This window comes from Streptomyces paludis (genome assembly GCF_003344965.1).
Taxonomy (GTDB): domain Bacteria; phylum Actinomycetota; class Actinomycetes; order Streptomycetales; family Streptomycetaceae; genus Streptomyces; species Streptomyces paludis.
Genome location: NZ_CP031194.1, coordinates 229,986 through 250,696, shown reverse-complemented (window position 1 = coordinate 250,696; position 20,711 = coordinate 229,986). Strand labels below are relative to the sequence as shown.

14 protein-coding genes and 1 pseudogene are annotated in these 20,711 nt (G+C 70.7%); 10 read left to right on the top strand and 5 right to left on the bottom strand.

Annotation, left to right across the window (positions count from 1 at the left end; genetic code table 11):
* Positions 1 to 32: 32 nt before the first annotated feature.
* Positions 33 to 881, bottom strand: a complete 849-nt coding sequence (locus DVK44_RS01055; RefSeq protein WP_331461568.1) for a DeoR/GlpR family DNA-binding transcription regulator — start codon at positions 879 to 881, stop codon at positions 33 to 35.
* 180 nt (positions 882 to 1,061) lie between these two features.
* Between DVK44_RS01055 and DVK44_RS01050 the strand changes: the two genes are divergently transcribed.
* The 4 genes from DVK44_RS01050 to DVK44_RS01035 all read left to right on the top strand — a co-directional run bounded on the left by DVK44_RS01050 (position 1,062) and on the right by DVK44_RS01035 (position 4,683).
* Positions 1,062 to 2,603 carry an FGGY-family carbohydrate kinase gene (locus DVK44_RS01050; protein WP_114657794.1) on the top strand — a complete coding sequence of 514 codons (1,542 nt, stop codon included), beginning with the start codon at positions 1,062 to 1,064 and terminating at the stop codon, positions 2,601 to 2,603.
* A complete protein-coding gene (locus DVK44_RS01045) occupies positions 2,600 to 3,226 on the top strand; it encodes a histidine phosphatase family protein (protein ID WP_114657792.1) in 627 nt (208 codons plus the stop codon). Before DVK44_RS01050 ends, DVK44_RS01045 begins: the two co-directional genes overlap by 4 nt.
* Before the next feature lie 74 nt (positions 3,227 to 3,300).
* Positions 3,301 to 3,561 (top strand): hypothetical protein, encoded by a 261-nt coding sequence (locus tag DVK44_RS01040; RefSeq protein WP_162793619.1) that lies wholly within the window; start codon positions 3,301 to 3,303, stop codon positions 3,559 to 3,561.
* A gap of 249 nt (positions 3,562 to 3,810) precedes the next feature.
* Complete coding sequence (locus DVK44_RS01035) at positions 3,811 to 4,683, top strand: S1 family peptidase (RefSeq protein ID WP_114657788.1); 873 nt, start codon at positions 3,811 to 3,813, stop codon at positions 4,681 to 4,683.
* A 101-nt stretch (positions 4,684 to 4,784) separates the two neighbouring features.
* Here the strand turns inward: DVK44_RS01035 and DVK44_RS01030 are convergent.
* A pseudogene (locus DVK44_RS01030) lies at positions 4,785 to 5,999 on the bottom strand (immunoglobulin-like domain-containing protein); the annotation flags it as partial.
* 251 nt (positions 6,000 to 6,250) lie between these two features.
* On the opposite strand from DVK44_RS01030, the gene DVK44_RS01025 reads away from it, so the two are divergent.
* A complete protein-coding gene (locus DVK44_RS01025) occupies positions 6,251 to 6,802 on the top strand; it encodes a DUF1707 SHOCT-like domain-containing protein (RefSeq protein WP_114657786.1) in 552 nt (183 codons plus the stop codon).
* Between the two features lie 10 nt (positions 6,803 to 6,812).
* Here DVK44_RS01025 and DVK44_RS01020 read toward each other — a convergent pair whose 3' ends face one another.
* Positions 6,813 to 9,035 carry an alpha-galactosidase gene (locus tag DVK44_RS01020; protein WP_114657784.1) on the bottom strand — a complete coding sequence of 741 codons (2,223 nt, stop codon included), beginning with the start codon at positions 9,033 to 9,035 and terminating at the stop codon, positions 6,813 to 6,815.
* A gap of 55 nt (positions 9,036 to 9,090) precedes the next feature.
* On the opposite strand from DVK44_RS01020, the gene DVK44_RS01015 reads away from it, so the two are divergent.
* From DVK44_RS01015 to DVK44_RS00995, 5 genes are all read left to right on the top strand, one after another.
* Entirely contained in the window at positions 9,091 to 10,248 is a 1,158-nt protein-coding gene (locus tag DVK44_RS01015) for a LacI family DNA-binding transcriptional regulator (RefSeq protein ID WP_408055278.1), read from the top strand.
* Between the two features lie 45 nt (positions 10,249 to 10,293).
* Positions 10,294 to 11,619, top strand: a complete 1,326-nt coding sequence (locus tag DVK44_RS01010; RefSeq protein ID WP_114657780.1) for an ABC transporter substrate-binding protein — start codon at positions 10,294 to 10,296, stop codon at positions 11,617 to 11,619.
* A gap of 79 nt (positions 11,620 to 11,698) precedes the next feature.
* Positions 11,699 to 12,625, top strand: coding sequence for a carbohydrate ABC transporter permease (locus DVK44_RS01005; RefSeq protein WP_114657778.1), 927 nt, complete (start codon positions 11,699 to 11,701; stop codon positions 12,623 to 12,625).
* Positions 12,626 to 12,690: 65 nt separating this feature from the next.
* Entirely contained in the window at positions 12,691 to 13,506 is an 816-nt protein-coding gene (locus tag DVK44_RS01000; RefSeq protein ID WP_114664811.1) for a carbohydrate ABC transporter permease, read from the top strand.
* 110 nt (positions 13,507 to 13,616) lie between these two features.
* On the top strand, positions 13,617 to 16,109 hold the full coding sequence (locus tag DVK44_RS00995) for a CBM35 domain-containing protein (RefSeq protein WP_114657776.1): 2,493 nt from the start codon (positions 13,617 to 13,619) through the stop codon (positions 16,107 to 16,109).
* Positions 16,110 to 16,430: 321 nt separating this feature from the next.
* Here the strand turns inward: DVK44_RS00995 and DVK44_RS00990 are convergent, their stop codons facing one another.
* A complete protein-coding gene (locus tag DVK44_RS00990; protein ID WP_114657774.1) occupies positions 16,431 to 18,461 on the bottom strand; it encodes an RICIN domain-containing protein in 2,031 nt (676 codons plus the stop codon).
* 107 nt (positions 18,462 to 18,568) lie between these two features.
* A complete protein-coding gene (locus tag DVK44_RS00985) occupies positions 18,569 to 20,635 on the bottom strand; it encodes a beta-galactosidase (RefSeq protein ID WP_114657772.1) in 2,067 nt (688 codons plus the stop codon).
* Positions 20,636 to 20,711 lie beyond the last annotated feature (76 nt).

Genomic DNA, 20,711 nt, shown 5'->3' with positions numbered 1-20,711 from the left:
TCTCCTTGGCGGTGGAGGGGGGCGGTGCCTCGTCAGGTCGGGGCGAGCCGGTAGCGGGCGCCGCTCTCGTCGAGCGTGCGCAGGGACTCCGGTGGGGTGCGGTCGTCGACGAGTATCAGATCGAAGGCGGAGAGCGGGGTCAGCCGGTGCAGCGCGGTACGGCCGAGCTTGGAGTGGTCGATCATCAGGACGCTCCGGCCGGCGGCCCCGATCATCGCCCGCTTGACGGCGACGATGCGCTGTTCCTGGTGGAAGGCGTGGTCGCCGTGGACCGACGACACGGACACGAAGCAGAGATCGACCCGCAGGGCCTCGACGGCCTCCACACAGGGCACCCCGAGAAACGAGTCGTGCAGCGGATCGTAGTCGCCGCCGAGCGCCATCAGATGGAGACCGCGCTCGTCCGCGAGAAGATTCAGCGCCTCGCGGAAGTTGGTGACCACGGTCAGCGGCTCGATCCGCGGCAGCAGCCTGGCCAGCTCCAGCGCGGTCGTCGAGTCGTCGATCATCACGGACATGCCCGGCTCGATCAGCTTCACCGCCTCGGCGGCGAGCGCCTCCTTCTCCCGCCGCATCGCGTTTCTGCGGTACGCGACATTGCTCTCGAACACCCCGGAGGGGCGGGCGGTCACCCCGCCGCGGAACCGGCGCAGGACGCCCTCGCGTTCGAGTTCGTCGATGTCGCGGTAGACCGTCATGACGCTCACCCCGAAGCGCTCCGCCAGATCCGCCGCCGACACCGATCCCTCGGCCAGCACATGGGCGGCGATCTCCCGGCGCCGCGGCATGGGGCCCTTGGGGGTGGCGTCCTGGGGCCGGTTCCCCTCCCGGGACCGGGTCTCGTCCTGGGGCATCGCGTGGTCCGGCATTCGCTCTGACATTCCTCGGTCCTGTCCGCACCTCAGTAACATCAAGTTCTGAGGATATAACATGGTTTTTTGATATCGTCGGCAGTTTTCCCCACGGACACGGGCCGGTCAACCCTTCGGCCGACGCTCCGGCGGACGTATCGTCACCTTCCCCACCAGCCGGAACAAGAGGTTCGGAAGAAGGCGGAGCCCATGACGGACCCTGTGACGGATCCACGCCGTCAGGATGTGTGGATGGGCGTCGATCTCGGGACCCAGAGCGTGCGCGCCCTGGCCGTCACCGACGGCGGCGAGGTCCTCGGCCGGGGCGCCGCCCCCCTCACCGGCCACCGCGCCGGCGACCGGCACGAACAGCTCCCCGCCGACTGGTGGGAGGGCGCCGCCACCGCGCTGCGCCGGGCCCTGCGCACCGTCCCCGCCGCCCGGGTGCGAGGGGTGGCGGTGTGCGGCACGTCCGGCACCGTCCTGCTCACCGACCGCGCGGGCGAGCCGCTGACCCCCGCGCTCATGTACGACGACGGCCGGGCCGGCGCGCAGGCGCGGCGCGCCCAGGAGGCCGGCGCCGAGGTGTGGCGGACGCTCGGCCACCGGATCCAGCCGACGTGGGCGCTCGCCAAGCTGGTCTGGCTCACCGAGGAGTACGGGGGGCACGGGGGTGAGGGGAGTGGCTTCGGGGGGCGTGGGAGTGAGGGGAGCGGCCTCGGGGGGCGTGGCGGTGCCCGCGTCTGCCATCAGGCGGACTTCGTCACCACCCGGCTGGTGGGAGGGCCCGTGCCCACCGACTCCAGCCACGCCCTCAAGACCGGCTACGACCTCCACACCCGCTCCTGGCCCGCCGCCGTCCACGAACGGCTCGGCCTCGCCGGTCTCGGCTTCCCGGCGGTGGTGGCACCGGGCACCCGGCTCGGTACGGTGTGCCGCGCGGCGGCCGACCGTACCGGACTGGCGGAGGGCACCCCCGTCCTCGCGGGCATGACCGACGGCTGCGCCGCCCAACTCGGCTCGGGCGCCTGGGAGATCGGCCAGTGGAACACCGTCCTCGGCACCACCCTCGTCCTCAAGGGCGTCACCGGCACCCCGCTCCACGACCCCGCCGGAGTGCTCTACAACCACCTCGCGCCCGACGGGAACTGGCTCCCCGGCGGCGCCTCCAGCGTCGGCGCGGGCGCGCTCACCCACGCCTTCCCCGGCGCCGACCTGGGCCATCTCGACCGGCTCGCCGCGCACCGGGAACCGGCGGGAGCCGTAGCGTATCCGCTGGTCGCGCGCGGCGAGCGGTTCCCGTTCCTGGCCCCGGACGCGGAGCCGCTCACCCTCGGCCGGCCCGCCGACGACGCCGACCGGTACGCGGCGCTGCTCCAGGGCGTCGCCCTCGTCGAGCGGCTCTGCCTCGCGTACGTACGGTACTTGGGCGCGCCCGTCGACGGGCCGGTCACCTTCACCGGCGGCGCCACCCGCAGCGGCTACTGGAACCAGCTGCGCGCCGACATCCTGGGCCGGACCGCCCGGGTGCCCGCGTACACCGACTCCGCCCTGGGTATGGCGGTCCTCGCGGCCCGGGGCGTACGGGGCGGGGCCCCGCCGCGGTCCATGGTCCGGGTCCGTACGGTCCTGGAACCCCGGTCGCGGGTCGGCGCGCGGTTCGCCGGGCCCTTCACCACCCTTGTCGACGCCCTCGAATCGCGCGGCTGGCTGCCCCCGGCCGTGGCCGCCCACGCACGGGAGCACGGATGACCGACGCACCACGTACCACCGTCTTTCTCGCCCGGCACGGGGAGACCGTCTGGCACCACGAGAACCGCTACGCCGGCGTCAGCGACATCGCGCTGACGCCGCGCGGTGTCGCGCAGGCCGAGGCGCTCGGGGTGTGGGCGGGGGACGCCCGGCTCGACGCCCTCGTCTCCTCGCCGCTCGCGCGCGCCCGGCGGACCGCCGCGCCCGCCTCCCACGTGACGGGCCTGGCCGTATCCGTCGAACCCGCCCTGATCGAGACCGACTTCGGGATCGCCGAGGGCCGGACCCTGGGCGAACTCGAAGCGTCCCATCCGGCCGAGTGCGCCGCCTTCCGCCGCGATCCGGCCGCCCATCCGCTGCCCGGCGGCGAGGACCCGGGGGCCGCCACGGCCCGGGGCGCCGATGCCCTGCTGCGGCTGGCGGACCGTCATCCGGGCGGCCGGGTGCTCGTCGTCGCGCACAACACGCTGCTGCGGCTGGTGCTGTGCCGGCTGCTGTCCATTCCGGCGAGCGAGTACCGGCGGGTGCTGCCGCGGATGGTCAACTGCGCCGTCACCGAACTCGGGGTGACCGGCGGCCGGGCCGCGCTCCTGTCGTACAACGTGCCGACCTTCCGTACCTGAGTGCGCGGGGATACCTCCGTACAGGTCGGACCGCGTGCCCTCGGGCGCTCACGCTCGTTGCACCGAACATGAACGTGCAACGCATTCTCACCGCCGCCGCCGCGGGTTCCGCGCTCCTGGCCGCCATCGCTCCCGTCGCCCAGGCCGCCCAGCAGGCCGACCTCGGCTCCACCCTGAGCGGTACGGCGCAGACCGCCGCCGCCCTCGGCACGGAGGCCAAGCCGGTCGTCGACGCCCTGGCCGGGGACAAGGTCAACAAGAAGGTCGGCGCCGTGAAGAGCGCCGTGAAGGCCGGTTCCGACGCGGTGAAGGCCGGTAACGACCTGCTGCACTGACCGGCCCGACGGCCGGACCTGCCCCACGGCCGGCCCGGCTCGACCGAACCGTCCGATGCGCGGGGCGGTGGCGCGGACTCTCCCCAGTCCGTGCCACCGCCCCGCTTCTCTGTGTCCGAGTTCTCCGTGCCCGAAGCGGGGCGAGGCGTGGTTGCCCCCCGGCCCTCATGAGTCAACAATGCTCATGCGCAACACGAAGTGCTCATGACAAAACACCGAAAGATCTTCGGTCACAGAGGGGACCACACTGTGCGAAAGCCTTTTCTAGGCGCGCTCCTCGCCGTCCTGCTCCTCGGCGCGGGCGCCGCCCCCGCGATGGCCACAAGCCATGACGCGGCCGCGCCCACCGGGACCGTCCAGGCCGCCGCTCCGGCCCAGGAGTCCATAGCGGCGGTCGACTTCGCCGGAACGGTGGCGCTCAGCAACTGTTCCGGATCCGTCGTCCGCACCCCCGCCTCGCTGCCTACCGATCCCGCGCTCGTCCTGTCCAACGGCCACTGCCTGGAGACCGGATTCCCGGCCGCCGGCCAGGTCATCGTCGACCGCGCGTCCACCCGGACCTTCACCCTGCTGAACTCGGCGGGCACCGGCGTCGCGACCCTGCGCGCCAGCAAGATCGCGTACGGGACGATGACCGACACCGATGTCTCGCTGTACCAGCTCACCAGCACCTACGCCCAGATACAGAGCGCGTACGGGATCAGCGCCCTGGAGCTGAGCGCGACCCGGCCCGTCCAGGGGAGCGCCATCAAGGTGGTCTCGGGCTACTGGAAGCGCATCTACAGCTGCTCGGTGGACGGCTTCGCCTATCTGCTGAAGGAGGGCAGCTGGACCTGGAAGGACTCGGTCCGCTACACCTCCTCCTGCAACACGATCGGCGGCACCTCGGGCTCGCCGGTCATCGACGAGGCGACGGGCAAGGTCGTCGCGGTCAACAACACCGGGAACGAGAGCGGCGCGCGCTGCACGCTGAACAACCCGTGCGAGGTGGACGAGAACGGTACGGTCACCGTCCGCTACGGCATCAACTACGCCCAGCAGACGTACGGGATCGTCTCGTGCGTCGGTGCGGGCAGCCAGATCAATCTGAACCTCGCGGGCTGCACACTGCCCAAACCGTAACGGTACGCACCGCCCGCCATCCGCACGCGGTGGGCGCGACCGGGCCGACCCGGCCGCGCCCACCTGTGCATGACGGTGTGTCAGCTACGGTCGGCGGCGCCGTACGCGCCGAGCAGGCGATCGTACTCCGCAGCCGTCACCGGGAGTACGGTGCCGTGCCGGGGGCTCGCCGGGAGTGCGAAGTTCTCCGACAGGGTCCACTTGCCCGAGTCGAGATCGGTGGTCTCGAAGGGGATGTAGCCGCGTCCGCCGAACTCGTCGATGAACAGGTACCACTTCTCCTCGGTGTTGGACTTGAAGACGGTCGGTCCCTCACCCTGGTTGACCGTGCCCTTGCCGATGCAGTCGGCGACGAAGTCGTAGGACGTCGCGCGCAGGTCGGTGGACTTCTCCGCCGTGATGAACTTCGAGCAGGGGGTGGTGGAGGTGTTGTTCCGCTCGTCCTTGGTGAACCGGTAGTACGTGTCGCCGTGCTGGATGACGGTCGAGTCGATCACCGAGTAGCCGGGGTCGCTCCACACCTGGGCCTCGCTGAAGGTGTGGAAGTCCCGGGTCGTGGCGTACATCATCTTGTTGTAGGTGTCGCCGGTGTGCTGCGGGTCGTCCACGGAGTAGATCTTCGACGCCCAGAAGACGACATACGCGCCGAGCGTGCTGTCGTAATACGCCTCGGGGGCCCAGGTGTTGCCCGCGGTGTCGGGGGCGACCTTCACCAGCCGCTGGTCGGTCCAGTTCACCAGGTCGGTGGACTCCCACACCATGATGGACTTGCTGCCGGTGCGCTGGACCTGGTCCCAGTTCCAGTTGCCGTACATCCGCAGATCGGTGGCGATCTGGTAGAACTTGTCGCCCTCGGGGGAGCGGATCACGAACGGGTCGCGCAGGCCCTTGGTGCCCAGCTCGGAGGTGAGCACGGGCTTGCCGCCGTTCAACTCCTGCCAGTGCAGCGGGTCGTTGCCCCGGCTGAGTGCCATCCTGACCTGCTCGCCGTCCGCCGTCCCCTCGCCGGTGAAGTAGCTGAAGGCGTAGCCGGTGTAGTCCTGCTTCGCCGGCAGCTCGGCCACGGTGGCGGCGAACGCCCGCGTGGTACGGGCCTTGCCCCGGGCGACGGTCGCGGTGAGCTTCACCCGGACCGGCCCGGCACCGTGCGCGGGCCGGTGGACCAGCCCCGTCGTGCCGATCACCTTCGGCCGCTCCGACTTCCAGCTGACGGTGGTGGCGTGGGTCCCGGTGGCGGGCAGAGTGATATTGCCACGCACATCATCGAGCCCGTACAGCGTCAGATCACCGGCGGCGAGCACTGTCGCGGACTTGTCGGCGCTTCCCGCGGGCTGGGCATGCGCCTGAGCGCCGGGCACGGCGAGCAGGCTCAGGAAGAGCGATATCAGGGGAACGAAGGCTCTTCGCGCGGTGCGGGGACGCATGGAGGTCCTCCCGGAGGGATCTTGTGGGGTATTGCGCGTTCCTGTTGGAACGGCCGTCTCGAAGTGTTGTCACTTGTTCGACGCAGCGTCAACCGTTCTGCACGGATCATTCGCACGAAGTTTTTCGAAAGTAGAGTGGGACGGTGACCGCACTGCCGGAGGACCGGCCACCACGGATCAGTGAGGACGACCGTGATGCGGCCGTACGGCGGATCCAACAGGCTTACGCCGAAGGGCACATCGCGCACGAGGAGCTGGACGAACGCCTCCACCGGGTGCTCACCGTCATGACGCGGAGCGAACTCGTGTCGGCACTGGCCTCGCTCCCGGAGGAGAACGCGGGAACGGCGTCCACCATCGCCGTCGCCGCCGGACGGATCAGGCGGCGCGGTGTGTGGCGGGTACCGCGGAGCCTGAAAATCGAGTCCGCGTTCGGCCGGGTACGGCTGGACCTGTCCCGGGCGGACTTCGAACATCCGGTGGTCGACCTGGAGTTGCGGCTCGGCAGCGGCAGGGCCACGATCACGGTCCCTCGCGACGCGATCGTCGACGTCGAGGGTCTGCGGACCGGCTGGAAGGACACGCGCCACCGGACGCGGCGGGGTGCCCGCCCCTCCCACCCCGGCGGGCCGACGATCCGGATCTCCGGAACGATGGGGTTCGGACGGCTGACGATCCGCCACGCGCGGCGCTGAGGCCGGTCCGTCACCGGTCCGCCAGGCCCTGGGCCCCCTCACCCCCGGAGGCCGTCGTGGTCAGGCGGATCAGTAGGCAGGACGGGGTGTGCGGGGGTAGTTCGACGGTGAGTTCTGTGCTCTTGGGTCGCCACTCCACCGTGCCCGTCGGTGCGGACGGGTGGAGGATCTCGGTGTGTATCTCGTGGCCCGTGAGGTGCGGTACGGGCAGGGTGTGGACCGGGGAGCCGGAGCGGCGCCAGACGGAGAGGTATGAGGTGTCGCCCGCGCGCAGGCCGAGCGCGCACCACGCGTCACTCCACTCCGGCAGGCCCAGCGGCCAGAACGGGAGGGCGCCGGGGAGATCGCTCCGTATCGTCTTGTACGTGGTGATCGCCTCCTGGACCAGGGCGAGTTGGTCCGGTGACATGTGGTCCAGATGGCCGGAGAGATGGATCCGGCCGAGCAGCGCGCCGCCCAGGGTGAACGAGATCTCGTCCGGGCCGAACTCCGGCTGCGGGTACGCCCAGACCGCGCCCTGCTCGGGCGGGACGGCCGTCGGCGCCGAGGCCGCGATCGGCGGGTAGTGGAGCGGGTCCTGCTGGTCGCTGGTGGACTGGAGCTGGGCGACGGCGAGCGACGCCCCGTCCATGCGCATCCCGCCGGACGCGCAGTTCTCGACGACCAGGTCCGGGTAGCGGTCCAGCGCGGCGGAGAGCCAGTCCAGATAGGCGCGGGCGTGGCCGAGCAGCCCGCCGCCGGGCGAGAGGTCCCCGGGGGCCTGGGTGCCCGGCGCCACACTGATGTTGTAGTCGAGCTTGAGATAGCCGACACCCCACTCGCCCACGATCCGCTGCAGCGTCGCGTCGAGATGCGCGCGGGCCGCCGGATGGCGCAGATCGAGCTGGTGCCTGCCCTGTTCGGTGATCCGGACGCCGTCGCGCTGGAAGAACGCCCCGTCGGGCAGGGTGGTGGCCAGCGGGCTGCGCACCCCGACGACCTCGGGCTCCAGCCAGAGCCCGGGGACCATACCGCGCGAGCGGATGTGGTCGAGGACCGCCCGGATACCGCCGCCGGGAAAGCGGCGGCCGGACGGCAGCCACGCGCCGACACTGTCCCACCAGCCCTTGGCGTCGTCGTCGTACCAGCCGGAGTCGATACAGAAGTACTCCGCGCCCGCCTCGGCGGCGGCGTCGATCAGCGGCAGCAGCTTCTCGGTGGTGGGGTCGCCCATCAGGGTGTTCATGTAGTCGTTGAAGATCACGGGCAGCGCGGTGTGATCGCGGTGCGGCCGGCGGATCCTCCGGCGGTACGAGGTCAGCTGGGCCAGCGCGCCCTCGAAGCCGTCGCCGAGCGCGAGCGCCGCCGGGACCGTGGTGAACTCGTCGCCGGGGCCCAGGCGTTCGCGCCAGTGGTGCTCCGCGTCGGTGGGACCGTTGAGCGCGAGATACGAGGAGCCCGCGCGGTCGCCGGTGTCCCACCGCCAGCCGGCGGCCGACTCGATCTGCCAGAGGAGGCCGCGTCCGCCCGGCTCCGTACCCTCTTCCGTCCGCTCGGTGAAGCCGCCCATCGGGAGATGGCCGTCGCTGGGCCAGCTGCCGCGGCCGGTGAGCGAGAGCGCGGCCCGGCTGTCGTGCTCGTGAGCCTCGTGGTTGAGCCGGGCGACGGTGTCACGCAGCGGCTCCGCGTACCAACGGCACTCCGCCAGCCAGTCGTTGCGCGCACGGTGCACCTCCAGGGCGTCGGGGGAGGGGAGCGCGCCGATGAGCAGACTGCTGACGGACTGCACGACCAGCGGCCCCTCCCCCTCGTTGCGCAGCAGCACCTCACCGCGCAGCACGGACACACCGTCGGGGGACGAGTAGCGCACCTCGGCCGTCAACCCCGTATCCACGTCGTGGAGTTCGACGGTCAGCCGGTGCCAGTCGCCGTCCCGGACGGCGCGGTGCCCGCGGTACCGCAGCCGGGAGCCGAGCGCACCGTCGAGAAAGCGCTGCCCCGACCAGCCGCTGCCGTGGCCGAGGGCCGATATCTCCACCAGGGGAAGGGGGGTGCCGGTGCCGGCGGGGTTAACCGCCGGATCGCCCGGACGGGCCAGCCGGGTCATCCCGAGCACACCGCCGGGGGTGGTGACGAACTCCGTTTCGAGCGCCGAGTGGCCCCAAGTGAACGTCACCTGGGTGTGGTTCGCTGCCTGTCCGGTCAACGTTCCCCTCCTGATCCCGCCGTTACCAGCGGATTGCGTCCGGCCCATGAATCCGTCGTTACGGTCTCTTGACGTGGTCATTGTGACCGGTCACAATCCTGGCATGAATGTGACCGGTCACACAAGGATGGGAGGCGGGGCCGTGAAGCCGGGGAAGAAGGGGACGCAGGGGGAGACAGGGGAGCAGGGGAGGACGGGAGAGCAGGGAAAGCCGGGGAAGACAGGGAAGTCGGGACCCAGCATCAGAGATGTCGCGGCAGCGGCCGACGTGTCGTACCAGACCGTCTCCCGTGTGATCAACGGCCACCCCAGTGTGAAGGGCTCGACCCGCGAGCGGGTCCTCGCCGCCATCGACGAGCTGGGCTTCCGCCGCAGCGCCACCGCACTCGCGCTGGCCAGCGGCCGGTCCCGGTCGGTCACCGTCCTCACCGCCAACACCACCCACTACGGCTACGCGGCCATCCTCCAGGGCATCGAGGAGGAGGCCCGCCGCTCCGCGTACTCCCTGGGCATCGCCGTACTGGAGTCGGCCGACGAGAGCGCCGTACGGGCCGTGGTGCAGCGCGCCGCCGACACCGGCGGCGGGCTCGTGGTGATCGCGTACGACCCGGCCGGCGTCGGCGCCCTGCGTGCCGTGCCCGCCGGACTGCCCGTCGTGGGTGTCGTGGAGACCCCGGCCACCCCGCCCGGCGGCGACCGGCCCTGGGTGTGGACCGACGACCGGGCGGCCGCCCACGAGGCCACCCGCCATCTGCTCGCCCTCGGCCACGAGACCGTGCACTACGTGGCCATCCCGTCCAGCACCCGCCGCACCGCCCCGCGCACCGCGGGCTGGCGCGCCGCGCTGCGCGAGGCCGGCGCGTCCGCGCCCCGGGTGATCCAGGGCGGCTGGGGCCCGGCCGGCGGATACGCCGCGGGCCGCCGGCTGGCCGGGGACCCGGCCGTCACCGCGATCCTCTGCGGCAACGACGATCTCGCCCTCGGTGTGATCAGGGCGCTGCACGAGGCGGGCCGGGCGGTCCCCGGCGAGGTGAGTGTGGCCGGCTTCGACGACGCGCCCGGCTCCGCGTACCTCACCCCGTCCCTCACCTCCGTACGGCTGGACTTCGCCGGGCTGGGCCGGGCCGCCTTCGGACTGCTCCACGACGTGGTGGAGCAGTCGGCGCGGGTGGCCCCGCACCCCGTATCCGTACCGGAACTGATCGTCAGGGAAAGCTCAGGCCCGCCGCCGGCCCGCGAGGACGCGCGGCGGTCGCGGTAGCGCACCACACCCCACCACCCTCTACGCAGCGAGGCGGATCTCACGATGAAGAGAGTTCTACCGGCCCTGGTACTGATATGCGCCACCGCGCTGACGGCCACCGCGTGCAGTGACCCCACGGTCGCCGACAACAGCGCCACCGGCACCGGGCCCGCCGCGAAGGTCGACCCCACGGCGAAGCTCGACGGGGTGAAACTGACCATGTGGACCGCGCAGAACACGGTCAACGCCCCCAAGCAGGTCATCGACGCCTTCGAGAAGGCCACCGGCGCCACCGTCGAGACACAGGCCATCCCCGACCTGTACGAACAGAACGTCCCCACGAAGCTGGCCTCGGGCGACAAGCCGGACCTGATGTTCTGGCAGCCGTCGATCTCCACACTGCCCTTCATCCAGCCCGCGCAGAATCTGCTCACCCTCGACAACGAGCCCTGGGTGAGCAGGCTCGGCGACACGGAGAAGTCCCTCGGTGTGGTGGGCGGCAAGCGGTACGCGGCGATCGTCACCAGCCCTGCCATGCTCGGCGTCTACTACAACAAGGACGTCTTCCGCGAGGCGGGCATCAGCGAGGCCCAGTTCCCCAAGAACTACGCCGACCTGCTGAAGCTCGGCCACCGGGTCAAGGACACGACGGACGCCGCCGCCTTCTACGAGTCGGGCGGCGACAAGTGGCCCATGCAGTGGCAGATGCAGGTCCAGCTGACCGACCTCGACCAGCAGTGGTGGGCGGGCCTCAACAAGAACGAGGAGAAGTGGACCGACCCGGTCGTGGTGAAGGCCATCACCACTTACAAGGACCAGCTCCTCGGCGCCGGGCTCGCCCAGAAGAACTACCGGACCGGCACCTTCACCGGATCGGCCGACGCGCTGTGGAAGGGCGAGGCCGGTATGGTCCTCAATGTCACCTCCTTCCAGTCGCAGTTGCAGGCGAAGTACAGCACGGAGGAGATCGACAAGAAGATCGGCTGGTTCCCCGTCTCGAACTCCGACGCCACCGGCATGTACTCGCCGGACCAGACCAACGGTGTCGTCGCCTTCCGCACCGGTGACGCGAAACGGCAGGACGCGGCCCGTCAGTTCCTCGCCTTCTGGCTCGACACCGACTACGCGGACTACATCAAGGCGATGAAGATCCCGTCCGTCCAGCCGGCCGTGCCCAGCCCCGACGGGCTGCCGCAGACCTCCCTCGACCAGCTGAAGGCGCTGCCCACCGCGAACGGTGTGTTCCAGGCCAAGGCCATCGTCGCGCCCGACACCCACCTCTATCTCGCCGACATGATCTACGGCAAGAAGAACCCCCAGCAGGTGGCGCAGGCGATCCAGGACCAGTTCGCCCAGGTGGCCAAGGCGCAGGGCGCGCCAGGCTTCTGACATACCGTCAGACCCGCTGCGCACTCCGTACCTCCTCACAGCCCCAGACCCCAACGCCTCCGTACGAGGGATGTCACCCGTGGCGGACACAGCCATACGCACCCGCAGGGCCGCGCCGCCGCCCGCCGGCGGGCAGAAGAGGGCCGGCCGGCTGCCGCGCGCGGCCGTCCACCATCCCTGGTGGTTCGCACTGCCGGCGGTGGCGGTCTTCGTGGCCTTCTTCCTGGTGCCGAACCTGCTCAACTTCTACTACCCGTTCACCAATTGGTCCTCGTACCACCCGGACATCGCCTTCACCGGGCTCGACAACTTCAGGACGATCGCGGACGACGGCTCCCTGCTGCGCTCCCTCAGGACCACACTCCTGTACGCCGCCCTCGCCGCCCTCTTCCAGAACGGCTTCGGCCTCGGGCTCGCGCTCCTGCTGGAGGAGGACTCCCGCTTCAACCGCTTCTTCCGCGCCGTCTTCTTCCTGCCGGTGCTCATCTCGGCGCTGGCCGTCGGCTATGTCTTCCAGGCCCTGCTGGACCAGGACGGCGCGCTCAACTCCGCGCTGGGCACGGACATTCCCTGGCTGGGCTCCACGACCTGGACCGTGGTGGTGGTCTCGGTCATCCACGGCTGGAAGTGGATGGGGCTGGCGATGCTGATCTATCTCGCCGGGCTCAAGGGCATCCCCGGCGACATGCTGGAGGCCGCGAAGGTCGACGGCGCCGGGCCCTGGCGCACCTTCCGGTCCGTACGCTGGCCGATGCTCGCGCCCGCGCTCACCTTCAACGTGACCACCGCGCTCATCGGCTCGATGAACACCTTCGACATCGTGCAGGCCACCACCGGCGGCGGCCCGGCCGCCTCCACCGAGGTCTTCAACATCTACATGTTCCGGATCTTCGGACAGGGGCTGTACGCGCAGGCGTCCGCGATGAGCCTGGTCCTCTTCCTGATCGTCGTCGCCATCGCGATCCCGCTGGTCGTCGGGCTGCGCCGAAGGGAGCAGATGCTGTGACCTCTCCACCCCATGCGGCCCCTGCGCCTCAGGCGCCGCCGCGGACCGCCGCGGCCGGGCCCCGGCTGTGGCGGTACGGCCGGCCCGCGCTCGTCCTTCTGCTGGCCGGCCTCGCCGTCGGCGTCCCGCTCTGGCTGGTGCTCGTCACCTCGGCCAAGCCGCAGGGCGAGGCGGTCCGCCCCAACCTCGATCCACCGCGCCACTGGCAGCCGGCCGAGAACTACGCGGACGCCGTCAGCCAGGGCGAGATGTTCCGCGGCTTCGTCAACTCCCTGCTGGTCGTGGTGCCTTCGGTGGCGCTGGTGCTGATCCTGGGCGCCGGCGCGGCCTGGGTGTTCGCCCGGCGCTCGTCCCGGCTGGTCTCGGCCGCGTACGCCCTCACGATCAGCGGACTGCTGCTGCCGCCCGCCGTGATCACGATCGTGATGGAGCTGCGCCAGCTCGGTCTGGCCGGCACCCGGCCCGGCATGATCGCGGTCTACACCGGGATGTATCTGTCGACGTCGGTGTTCTTCATGACGGGCTTCATCAGGGCCATCCCCACCGAACTGGAGGAAGCGGCCCGTCTCGACGGCGCCGGACCGCTGCGGATCTTCCTCCGGATCATCCTGCCGCTGCTGCGGCCGGTGATCGCCACCGCGACGATCATGGTGATGCTCTATGCCTGGAGCGACATCTTCTACGCCTTCTTCGTCCTCGGCGGCGGAGACGGGGCGACCCTCCCGATCAATCTGTACCAGGTCGCGAGCGCCCAGCTCTATCTCAACAACTGGCATCTCATCTTCGCGTATGTCGTGGTGATGAGCCTGCCCATGGTCGCCGTGTTCCTGGTGGCCCAGCGCAAGATCGTGTCCGGAATCACCAGTGGAGCCGTGAAGTAGCAACTGGAGGTCCAATGAACACCCCCCGCCCCACTCGACCCGCGCACAGCGCGGGAAGACACCGACGCCGGGCGTCGACCGTCCTCGGTGTGACCCTGCTCGGAGCAGCCATGACCGCCGGATTCCTGCCCGCCGCCCAGGCCGCCCCCGCCACACCGGCGGCCTCGGCCGCGCCGGCCGCCGCAGCCGCCGCCACGCGTCTCACCGTCGACCTCGCCGCCTCCGAGGGCGACGTGCTGCGCGGTGCGAACGGCGCGCTGTACGGGCTGAGTGACGACGGGGTCCCGAGCGACGCCGCCCTTGCCCCGCTCAAGCTCACCAGCGTCTCCCAGAAGCCCGAGGGCGGCGCCCAGCACCCCAACGGCGACGCCATCACCGTCTCCAAGTCGTTCTTCCGCAACGGCGGCGGCGATGTCCTCGTGCTGATGCAGGACATGTACTCCCAGTGGCCCTACGAGAACCTCGGCATCGACGACTACCTCACCAAGGTCGACAAGGTAACGCGTGACCTGGCGAACGCGCCGAACAGCGAACGCTTCGTCTACGTCCCCTTCAACGAGCCCGACCAGATCTGGTACAACCTCGGTGTCTCCAACCAGGCGACGTACGAGGCCAACCGGGACCGCTTCCTGAGGGACTGGAAGACCGTCTACCAGCGCATCCGCGCCATCGACCCGGACGCCAGAATCGCCGGGCCCAATGAATCCTCGTACCACACACGGCTGTTGACCGACTTCCTCGCCTACGCGAAGCGGGAGAACGTCCTGCCGGAGGTCACCACCTGGCACGAGCTGGACCCGACCTCCCTGCGCGACTTCCAGAGCCACTACGACAACTACCGCGCCATCGAGAAGAGCCTCGGCATCACCCCGCGGACCGTGAACATCGACGAGTACGCCAACCGCCGTGACCTCTCCGTACCGGGCCAACTGGTCCAGTGGGTGTCGATGTTCGAGCGCAACAAGGTGTACGCGAACCAGGCGTACTGGGACGCCGCCGGCAATCTCGACGGCAATGTCGTCCGTACGAACATCCCCAACGGGAGCTGGTGGTTCTTCCGCTGGTACGCCGGGCTGACCGGGCAGACCGTGAAGGTCACCCCGCCCTCCCCGAACACCATCGACACACTCCAGGGCGTGGCCTCCCTCGACACCACCCGCAAGCAGGCACAGGTGCTGGTCGGCGGCGCGTCGGGTGACGCCGATGTCGCCGTCCAGCACATCGACCGGGCCGTCTTCGGCAGCTCGGTCACCGCGACCGTCGCCGAGGCCGCCTGGTCCGGCTACGAGGGGCAGCACGCGGCGCCGCGCGTCCTGTCCCGTACAAAGCTGAGCGTCGCCGCCGACGGCTCCGTGACCGTCCCCCTCACGGGCATGAAGCAGATGTCCGCCTACCGGATCGTGCTCACCCCGGCCGGCGCGGGCACCCCCGCCGCCGCCACCGTGCCGTGGTCCGCGTCCTACGAGGCCGAGGCCGCCCGGATCACCGGCGGCCAGGTCTACACCCAGGGCTCGGTGACCAACCCCTACGGCTACGCCACCTCCGGCACCAGGGACGTCGGCTCGCTCAACACCGCCGCCAGCAAGGTCGACTTCACCGTCACCGTGCCCGCCACGGGCAGCTACGACCTGTCGGTCCTGTACGGCAACCAGTCCGGCGCCCCGGCCACCCAGCTGCTCTCCGTGGACGGCGGCGCCACCACGAGCGTCCCGTACCCCTCCACCCAGAACTGGACGTACCGCGCGAAGGCGGACCTCACCGTCCCGCTCACCGCGGGCACCCACACCCTGACCCTGGCGAAGGGCACCGGCGAGGTCACCCTGGACCGTATCGACCTGACCGCGAGCGCCACCCCGGCCGCCTCCTACGAGGCCACCCTCGCCGATATCTCCGGCAGTGTGTCCTACGACTACGGCGACGCGTCCGGCACCGGGACGGGCGCTCTGGTGCTCGGCGCGGGCGCCAAGGCGGTCTACGACGTGTACGCGCCCCGCGACGGCTACTACACGGTGACCTCGCGCGGCTCCGCCGCCGTCCAACTCGCCCTGCACGAGGAGACGGTGACCGCCGCCCCCGGCCAGGCCCTGCGCCTGTACCTGGTGGCCGGCAACAACCGCGTCACCGCCACCGGCCTGGCCACCCTGCGCTCGCTCGACGTGACGGGCACGGGCTCCACGACCGGCACCCTCACCTACGACGGCGCCCAGGCCCGGCTGGCCGGCGGCGCGCGGCTGGTCTCCAGCGCCAACGCCACCGAGGGCAGCTACATCGGCTGGCTCGGCAACAGCGCCGCCGCTACCGCTACCTTCACCGTCGACGCACCGCGCGCCGGGAAGTACGTCCTCGTCCTCACCTACGGCCAGAACGACCGCCGCGACAACGGCCACGCCTACAACACCGACATCGTCTCCCGCACGGCGGACGTCACACTCGGCGGCACCACCCGGAAGGTGACCTTCAAGAACACCTGGAGCTGGGAGGACTTCTGGACCCTCGGCGTCCCGGTCACCCTCCAGCAGGGCGCCAACACCCTGACCCTCGCCAACCCCTCCGCCTGGGCCCCCAACATCGACCGGGTGCAGCTCTCCCCCGTACGCGGCTGACCCCGCCCCACCTCCCCGCACCACAACACACCGAGGACCGGCCCGTCACGGGCCGGTCCTCGGGCGTACGGCCCGGGCGCGGAGATGGGCGCGCTCTCCCTGCGGGCCCAGGAGACTGAGGATCTCGACGGGGTTCTCGTCGTCGGCGCCACCCTCAGCGCCATGGGCGGCCGGCCCGCCCTCGGCCGGCCGGGCACATCGCCGGGCAAGCACTCCGCCCCGCCGGACGGGGTCCGGCGGGGCGGAGTCGCTCAACAGGTGCGCGCTCGAAGGGGTTTCGCGGCAGGGTTCGCAGCGGGTTCGGGCGCGGCCGTACGCCGGTCAGCCCAGGTCGGTGACCGTCCAGCGCTGGTTGGTGCCGGAGTTGGGCTTCCAGACCGAGACGCGGGCGCCGTTGGCGGTGGACTGGCCCGCCACCTCCAGCAGTTCGCCGGTCGCGGCGCTGACGAAGGTGTAGGTGCCGTCGCCCGTGGTGGACAGGATCCACTGAGCGGCGGTGCCCGGCCTGCCGGTGTCCTTCTCCAGGACCGCCGCGCCGTTGGCCGAGGTCACACGGCTGCCGTCCGCCGCGTTGCGCAGGACGTAGCGCTCCCGGTTGCCGGTGCCCTTGGTCACCTTCTCGATCTGCCACCGCTGGCCGGCGTCGGCCGTGTCGGTGGTACGGATCACGGTGCCGGTGGCGTCGTCGGAGACGCCGAGGGACTTGCCGCTGCCCACGCCGGTCAGGGCGAAGGTGTGACCCGGCTGGATCGCCGAGGCGTCCTTCGCGATGCCGGAGACGCCCGAGATCCGCAGGGTGGTCACCGAACGGGACGGGACGGAGACGGTGGCGCGGCCGTTCTTGACGGTCACCTTGGCCTTCTTGACCAGGGCGCCCGAGGCGTCCGTGACGACCGGGGTCACCTTCGCGCCCTTGGAGACCTTGGCGAAGCCCGAGAGGTCGAGAGTGACGTCGCGGACGGTGTCGGTGTCATTGACGTGGACGACGGTGGCCTCGCGCCCGGAGGCGGAGACGGCCGCCGCGCTGGCGGTGTCGTTCACCCGGACCAGCCGGTCACCGGGCCGGATGAAGTGGGTGAAGTTACGGGCCGTGTTGAACTTGGTGTTGGTCAGGATCGGGCAGGTCTTCAGGGTGTCCTTGGAGGTGCAGCTGAACGGCACCTGGATGGAGCCCCAGTTGCCGCCCTTCGCGGACTCGCCGCCCGGCTTCATGTTGTCGTAGTCCTCCACCGGCTGCCAGAACAGCCAGGCGGTGGGCTCCAGTTCGCGCAGGTCGTCCACGATGTGCTTGGCGAGACCGAGCCCCGGCCGCATGCTGGTGAAGTCCTGGCCGTCGCCCCAGTCGCCGTCGACCTCGCTCATCCACAGCGGCTTGTCGGCGCCCTTGGCGATATCGCGCGCGGTGGTCCGGCCCCCGGTGCCGTAGGTGTGGACGTTGAGCTGGGCGACCAGATCCCGTACGTCCTGCGGGTAGGACTCCCAGTTACGGGCGAACGTCGTCGGGTTGGTCTCGTCCATCGCGGAGATCACCGCGTCGGTCTTCGCCCTGCCCAGCTTCGCGGCCAGCGCCTTGATGACCTTCTGCTGAAGCTCGGGCCCGATGTGCGCGCCCTCCTGACGGCCGCCCACCGGCTGGCCGTCGGCGCCGAGTGTGGTGCCCCAGTAGTTGGTGTTCGGCTCGTTGAACGGGTCGATGGTGTCGACCTTGATCCGGCTCGACTTCTCCAGCCGCTCCACCGCACCGGTCAGATACGCGGCGAAGTCGTCCACCTTGTCGGTGCGCAACTGGTCCTGCCCGGCCTGGAAGTTGCCGGAGACATAGCCGCTCTCGGTCATGAACCAGGGCGGTGAGTTGGAGAACGCCTCCCAGTGGGTGACGTCCTTCTTGACCCGGTTCACCCACCAGCGCTGTGTGGCGTCGGCGTTCGCGTTCCAGTGGGCGGGGTTCTCCGCCGACCACCAGGAGGTGTCCTGGCGGGTGGTGCCCGCGGGCGCCTTCCACCAGCCCTCGACCGCGCCGCCGGCCCGCAGATAGTCCTTGACGTCGGGCGCGTTGCCGCCGCCGACGTTGTAGCGGGCGATGTTGAGCGCGAGCCCGTCGTCACCGAAGACCAGCTTCGCCAGCTTCTCGCGTATCTCCGCCGGATAGCCGCCGGTCGCGTTGGCGAACCAGACCAGGCTGGTGCCCCAGCCCTCGAACTTCTGCCCCTGGTAGGAGGGGTCGGGCCGTACGGTGACGGCCGAGGTGTCGGCCGCCACCGCCAGGGGCGGTCCCGCGGCCAGCACACCGCCGGCCGCGAGAACGACGGCCAGCGCCGCCGTCGGATACCGGAAGGTACGTGCTCTCTTCATCTGAGGTATTCCCTTGTCCGTGTCGCGTCATCGGGACAGAACTGCAGACGTGCCTGTGCCTGGTGAGGAGCCCCCCTCCCGGTATCCGACGCCTCGGCGGGTCGCCGTCAGCGCCGGACGACCGCCACTCCGCGGGGGCCGAGGACGAGCGGCCCGGCCGGATCAGGGCCGTCGGTGCCGCGGCGCTCGCTGCCGGCCGTACCGCCGAGCAATGTGCCGGTGACACCGGTCAGTTCGACCGGCTCGTCGGTACGGTTGACGAGGAACCAGTACGTGGTGTCACCGTCGCCGCGGACCACCAGCTCCACCCGGCCGCGCGCGGCCCCGGGCAGCTCGCTGGTCACACCCGCGCCGGCCAGCAGCCGGTCCAGGACACCGCGGATCCCCTCCGCGCCCAGCCGGGTGGAGACATACGCGGCACTGCCGGCGCCCACCGGGCGCCGGGTGATCGCGGGCCGGCCCGCCTGGTCGCCCGTACGGTACGAGGCGAGGACCTCGACGGCGTCGTCCGTCACGGTGATCCGGTCGGTCCACAGCGTGCCCGTGGCACCGTTGTCGAGGGCGACGTCCCGCCCGTCGAGCAGCGGACCGAACTCCTCGACGCGGATACCGAGCAGCTCCCGCAGCGCGCCGGGGTAACCGCCCAGCCAGGCATGGTCGTTCTCGTCCACCACACCGGAGAAGTAGGTGGTGACCAGATGGCCCCCGCCCTCCACATAGCCGGTCAGCTCCTTGGCGAGGTCGCGCGGCACCACATGCAGCACCGGCGCCACCACCAGGTCGTAGCCGTCCAGCGAGGCGCCCGTGTGGACGACATCGGCCCGTACCCCCAGCGCCAGGAAGGCCGAGTACCAGTCCAGCGCCTCCTGCCGGTAGCGCAGTAGGGAGGTGGGGTGGGAGTCCTGCTCGCTGGCCCACCACGATTCCCAGTCGAAGAGGACGGCCGCGCGGGCGGGCCGCCCGGTGGAGCCGACGACCTCGGACAGCTCGCCCAGCAGCGCGCCGAGCGCGGCCACCGAGCGGAAGACCTCGCTGTCCTCACCGGCGTGCGGAACCATCGCCGAGTGGTACTTCTCCGCGCCGGCGGCCGACTGGCGCCACTGGAAGAAGCAGACGGCGTCCGCGCCGTGGGCGACATGGAGCAGCGAGTCGCGCGACAGGTCGTGCTCGCGCTTGGCGAGGTTCACGGGCTGCCAGTTGACCGCGCTGGTGGAGTGCTCCATCAGGAACCAGGGGTGTCCGCCCGCGATCGAACCGGTGAGGTTCGCGGAGAACGACAGCTCGTCCAGGCGCTGCGGACCGGGCAGGGTGTAGTGGTCGTTGGAGACGAAGTCCACCTCCCGGGCCCAGTCGGCGTAGTGCATCCCCTTGGTCTCGCCCATGACCATGAAGTTGGTGGTCACCGGGGTGTCGGGGGTCAGCCGGTACAGCAGGTCGCGCTCGGCGCGCAGATAGTCCTTGAGGGCGTCCGAGGAGAACCGCTTGAAGTCGAGCTGCTGGGTGGGATTGGGGTGCGAGGCGGCCAGCCGGGGCGGCAGGATCTGGTCCCACTCGGTGTAGCGCTGGGACCAGAAGGCCGTGCCCCAGGCGTGGTTGAGGGTCTCCACGGATCCGTAGCGGTCGCTCAGCCAGGTACGGAAGGCGCGGGCCGCGTCGTCGGAGTAGTCGTAGATGTTGTGGCAGCCCAGCTCGTTGGAGATGTGCCAGGCCGTGAGCGCCGGGTGGTTCCCGTACCGCTCGGCCATCTTCTCCACGAGCCGCAGCGCGTGGGTACGGAAGACCGGTGAGGTGGGCCGCCAGTGCTGGCGGGCGCCGGGCCACACCGTCTCGCCGGACGCGGTGACGGGAAGGATCTCCGGGTGGAGTGTGGTCAGCCACGGCGGCGGGGAGGCGGTCGCGGTGGCCAGATCCACCGCGATCCCGCCCTCGTGCAGCAGATCCATGATCTCGTCCAGCCAGCCGAAGTCCCAGGTGTCGGGGGCGGGCTGGATCCGGGCCCAGGAGAAGATGGCGAGGGACACGATGTTCACACCGGCTTCGCGCATCAGCCGGATGTCCTCGGGCCACACCTCGCGCGGCCACTGCTCCGGGTTGTAGTCGGCGCCGTACGCGAACCGCGGTGTGGGGTCGTCGTGGGGCCGGCGCAGCCAGCGGGGCGACGGGACGCGGGTCATCTTGCTCCTCGTGGGAAAAAATCGAGCCGGTGGATACGCGGCCCGGCCCCGGGGGACCGGTCCGCGGGCACCGGGC

Coding starts and splice junctions, on each gene's coding strand:
- DVK44_RS01055 (WP_331461568.1), bottom strand. CDS start 881: ATGTCAGAGCGAATGCCGGACCACGCGATGCCCCAGGACGAGACCCGG.
- DVK44_RS01050 (WP_114657794.1), top strand. CDS start 1,062: ATGACGGACCCTGTGACGGATCCACGCCGTCAGGATGTGTGGATGGGC.
- DVK44_RS01045 (WP_114657792.1), top strand. CDS start 2,600: ATGACCGACGCACCACGTACCACCGTCTTTCTCGCCCGGCACGGGGAG.
- DVK44_RS01020 (WP_114657784.1), bottom strand. CDS start 9,035: ATGGGCCGGACGCAATCCGCTGGTAACGGCGGGATCAGGAGGGGAACG.
- DVK44_RS01015 (WP_408055278.1), top strand. CDS start 9,091: ATGAATGTGACCGGTCACACAAGGATGGGAGGCGGGGCCGTGAAGCCG.
- DVK44_RS01010 (WP_114657780.1), top strand. CDS start 10,294: ATGAAGAGAGTTCTACCGGCCCTGGTACTGATATGCGCCACCGCGCTG.
- DVK44_RS00995 (WP_114657776.1), top strand. CDS start 13,617: ATGACCGCCGGATTCCTGCCCGCCGCCCAGGCCGCCCCCGCCACACCG.
- DVK44_RS00990 (WP_114657774.1), bottom strand. CDS start 18,461: ATGAAGAGAGCACGTACCTTCCGGTATCCGACGGCGGCGCTGGCCGTC.
- DVK44_RS00985 (WP_114657772.1), bottom strand. CDS start 20,635: ATGACCCGCGTCCCGTCGCCCCGCTGGCTGCGCCGGCCCCACGACGAC.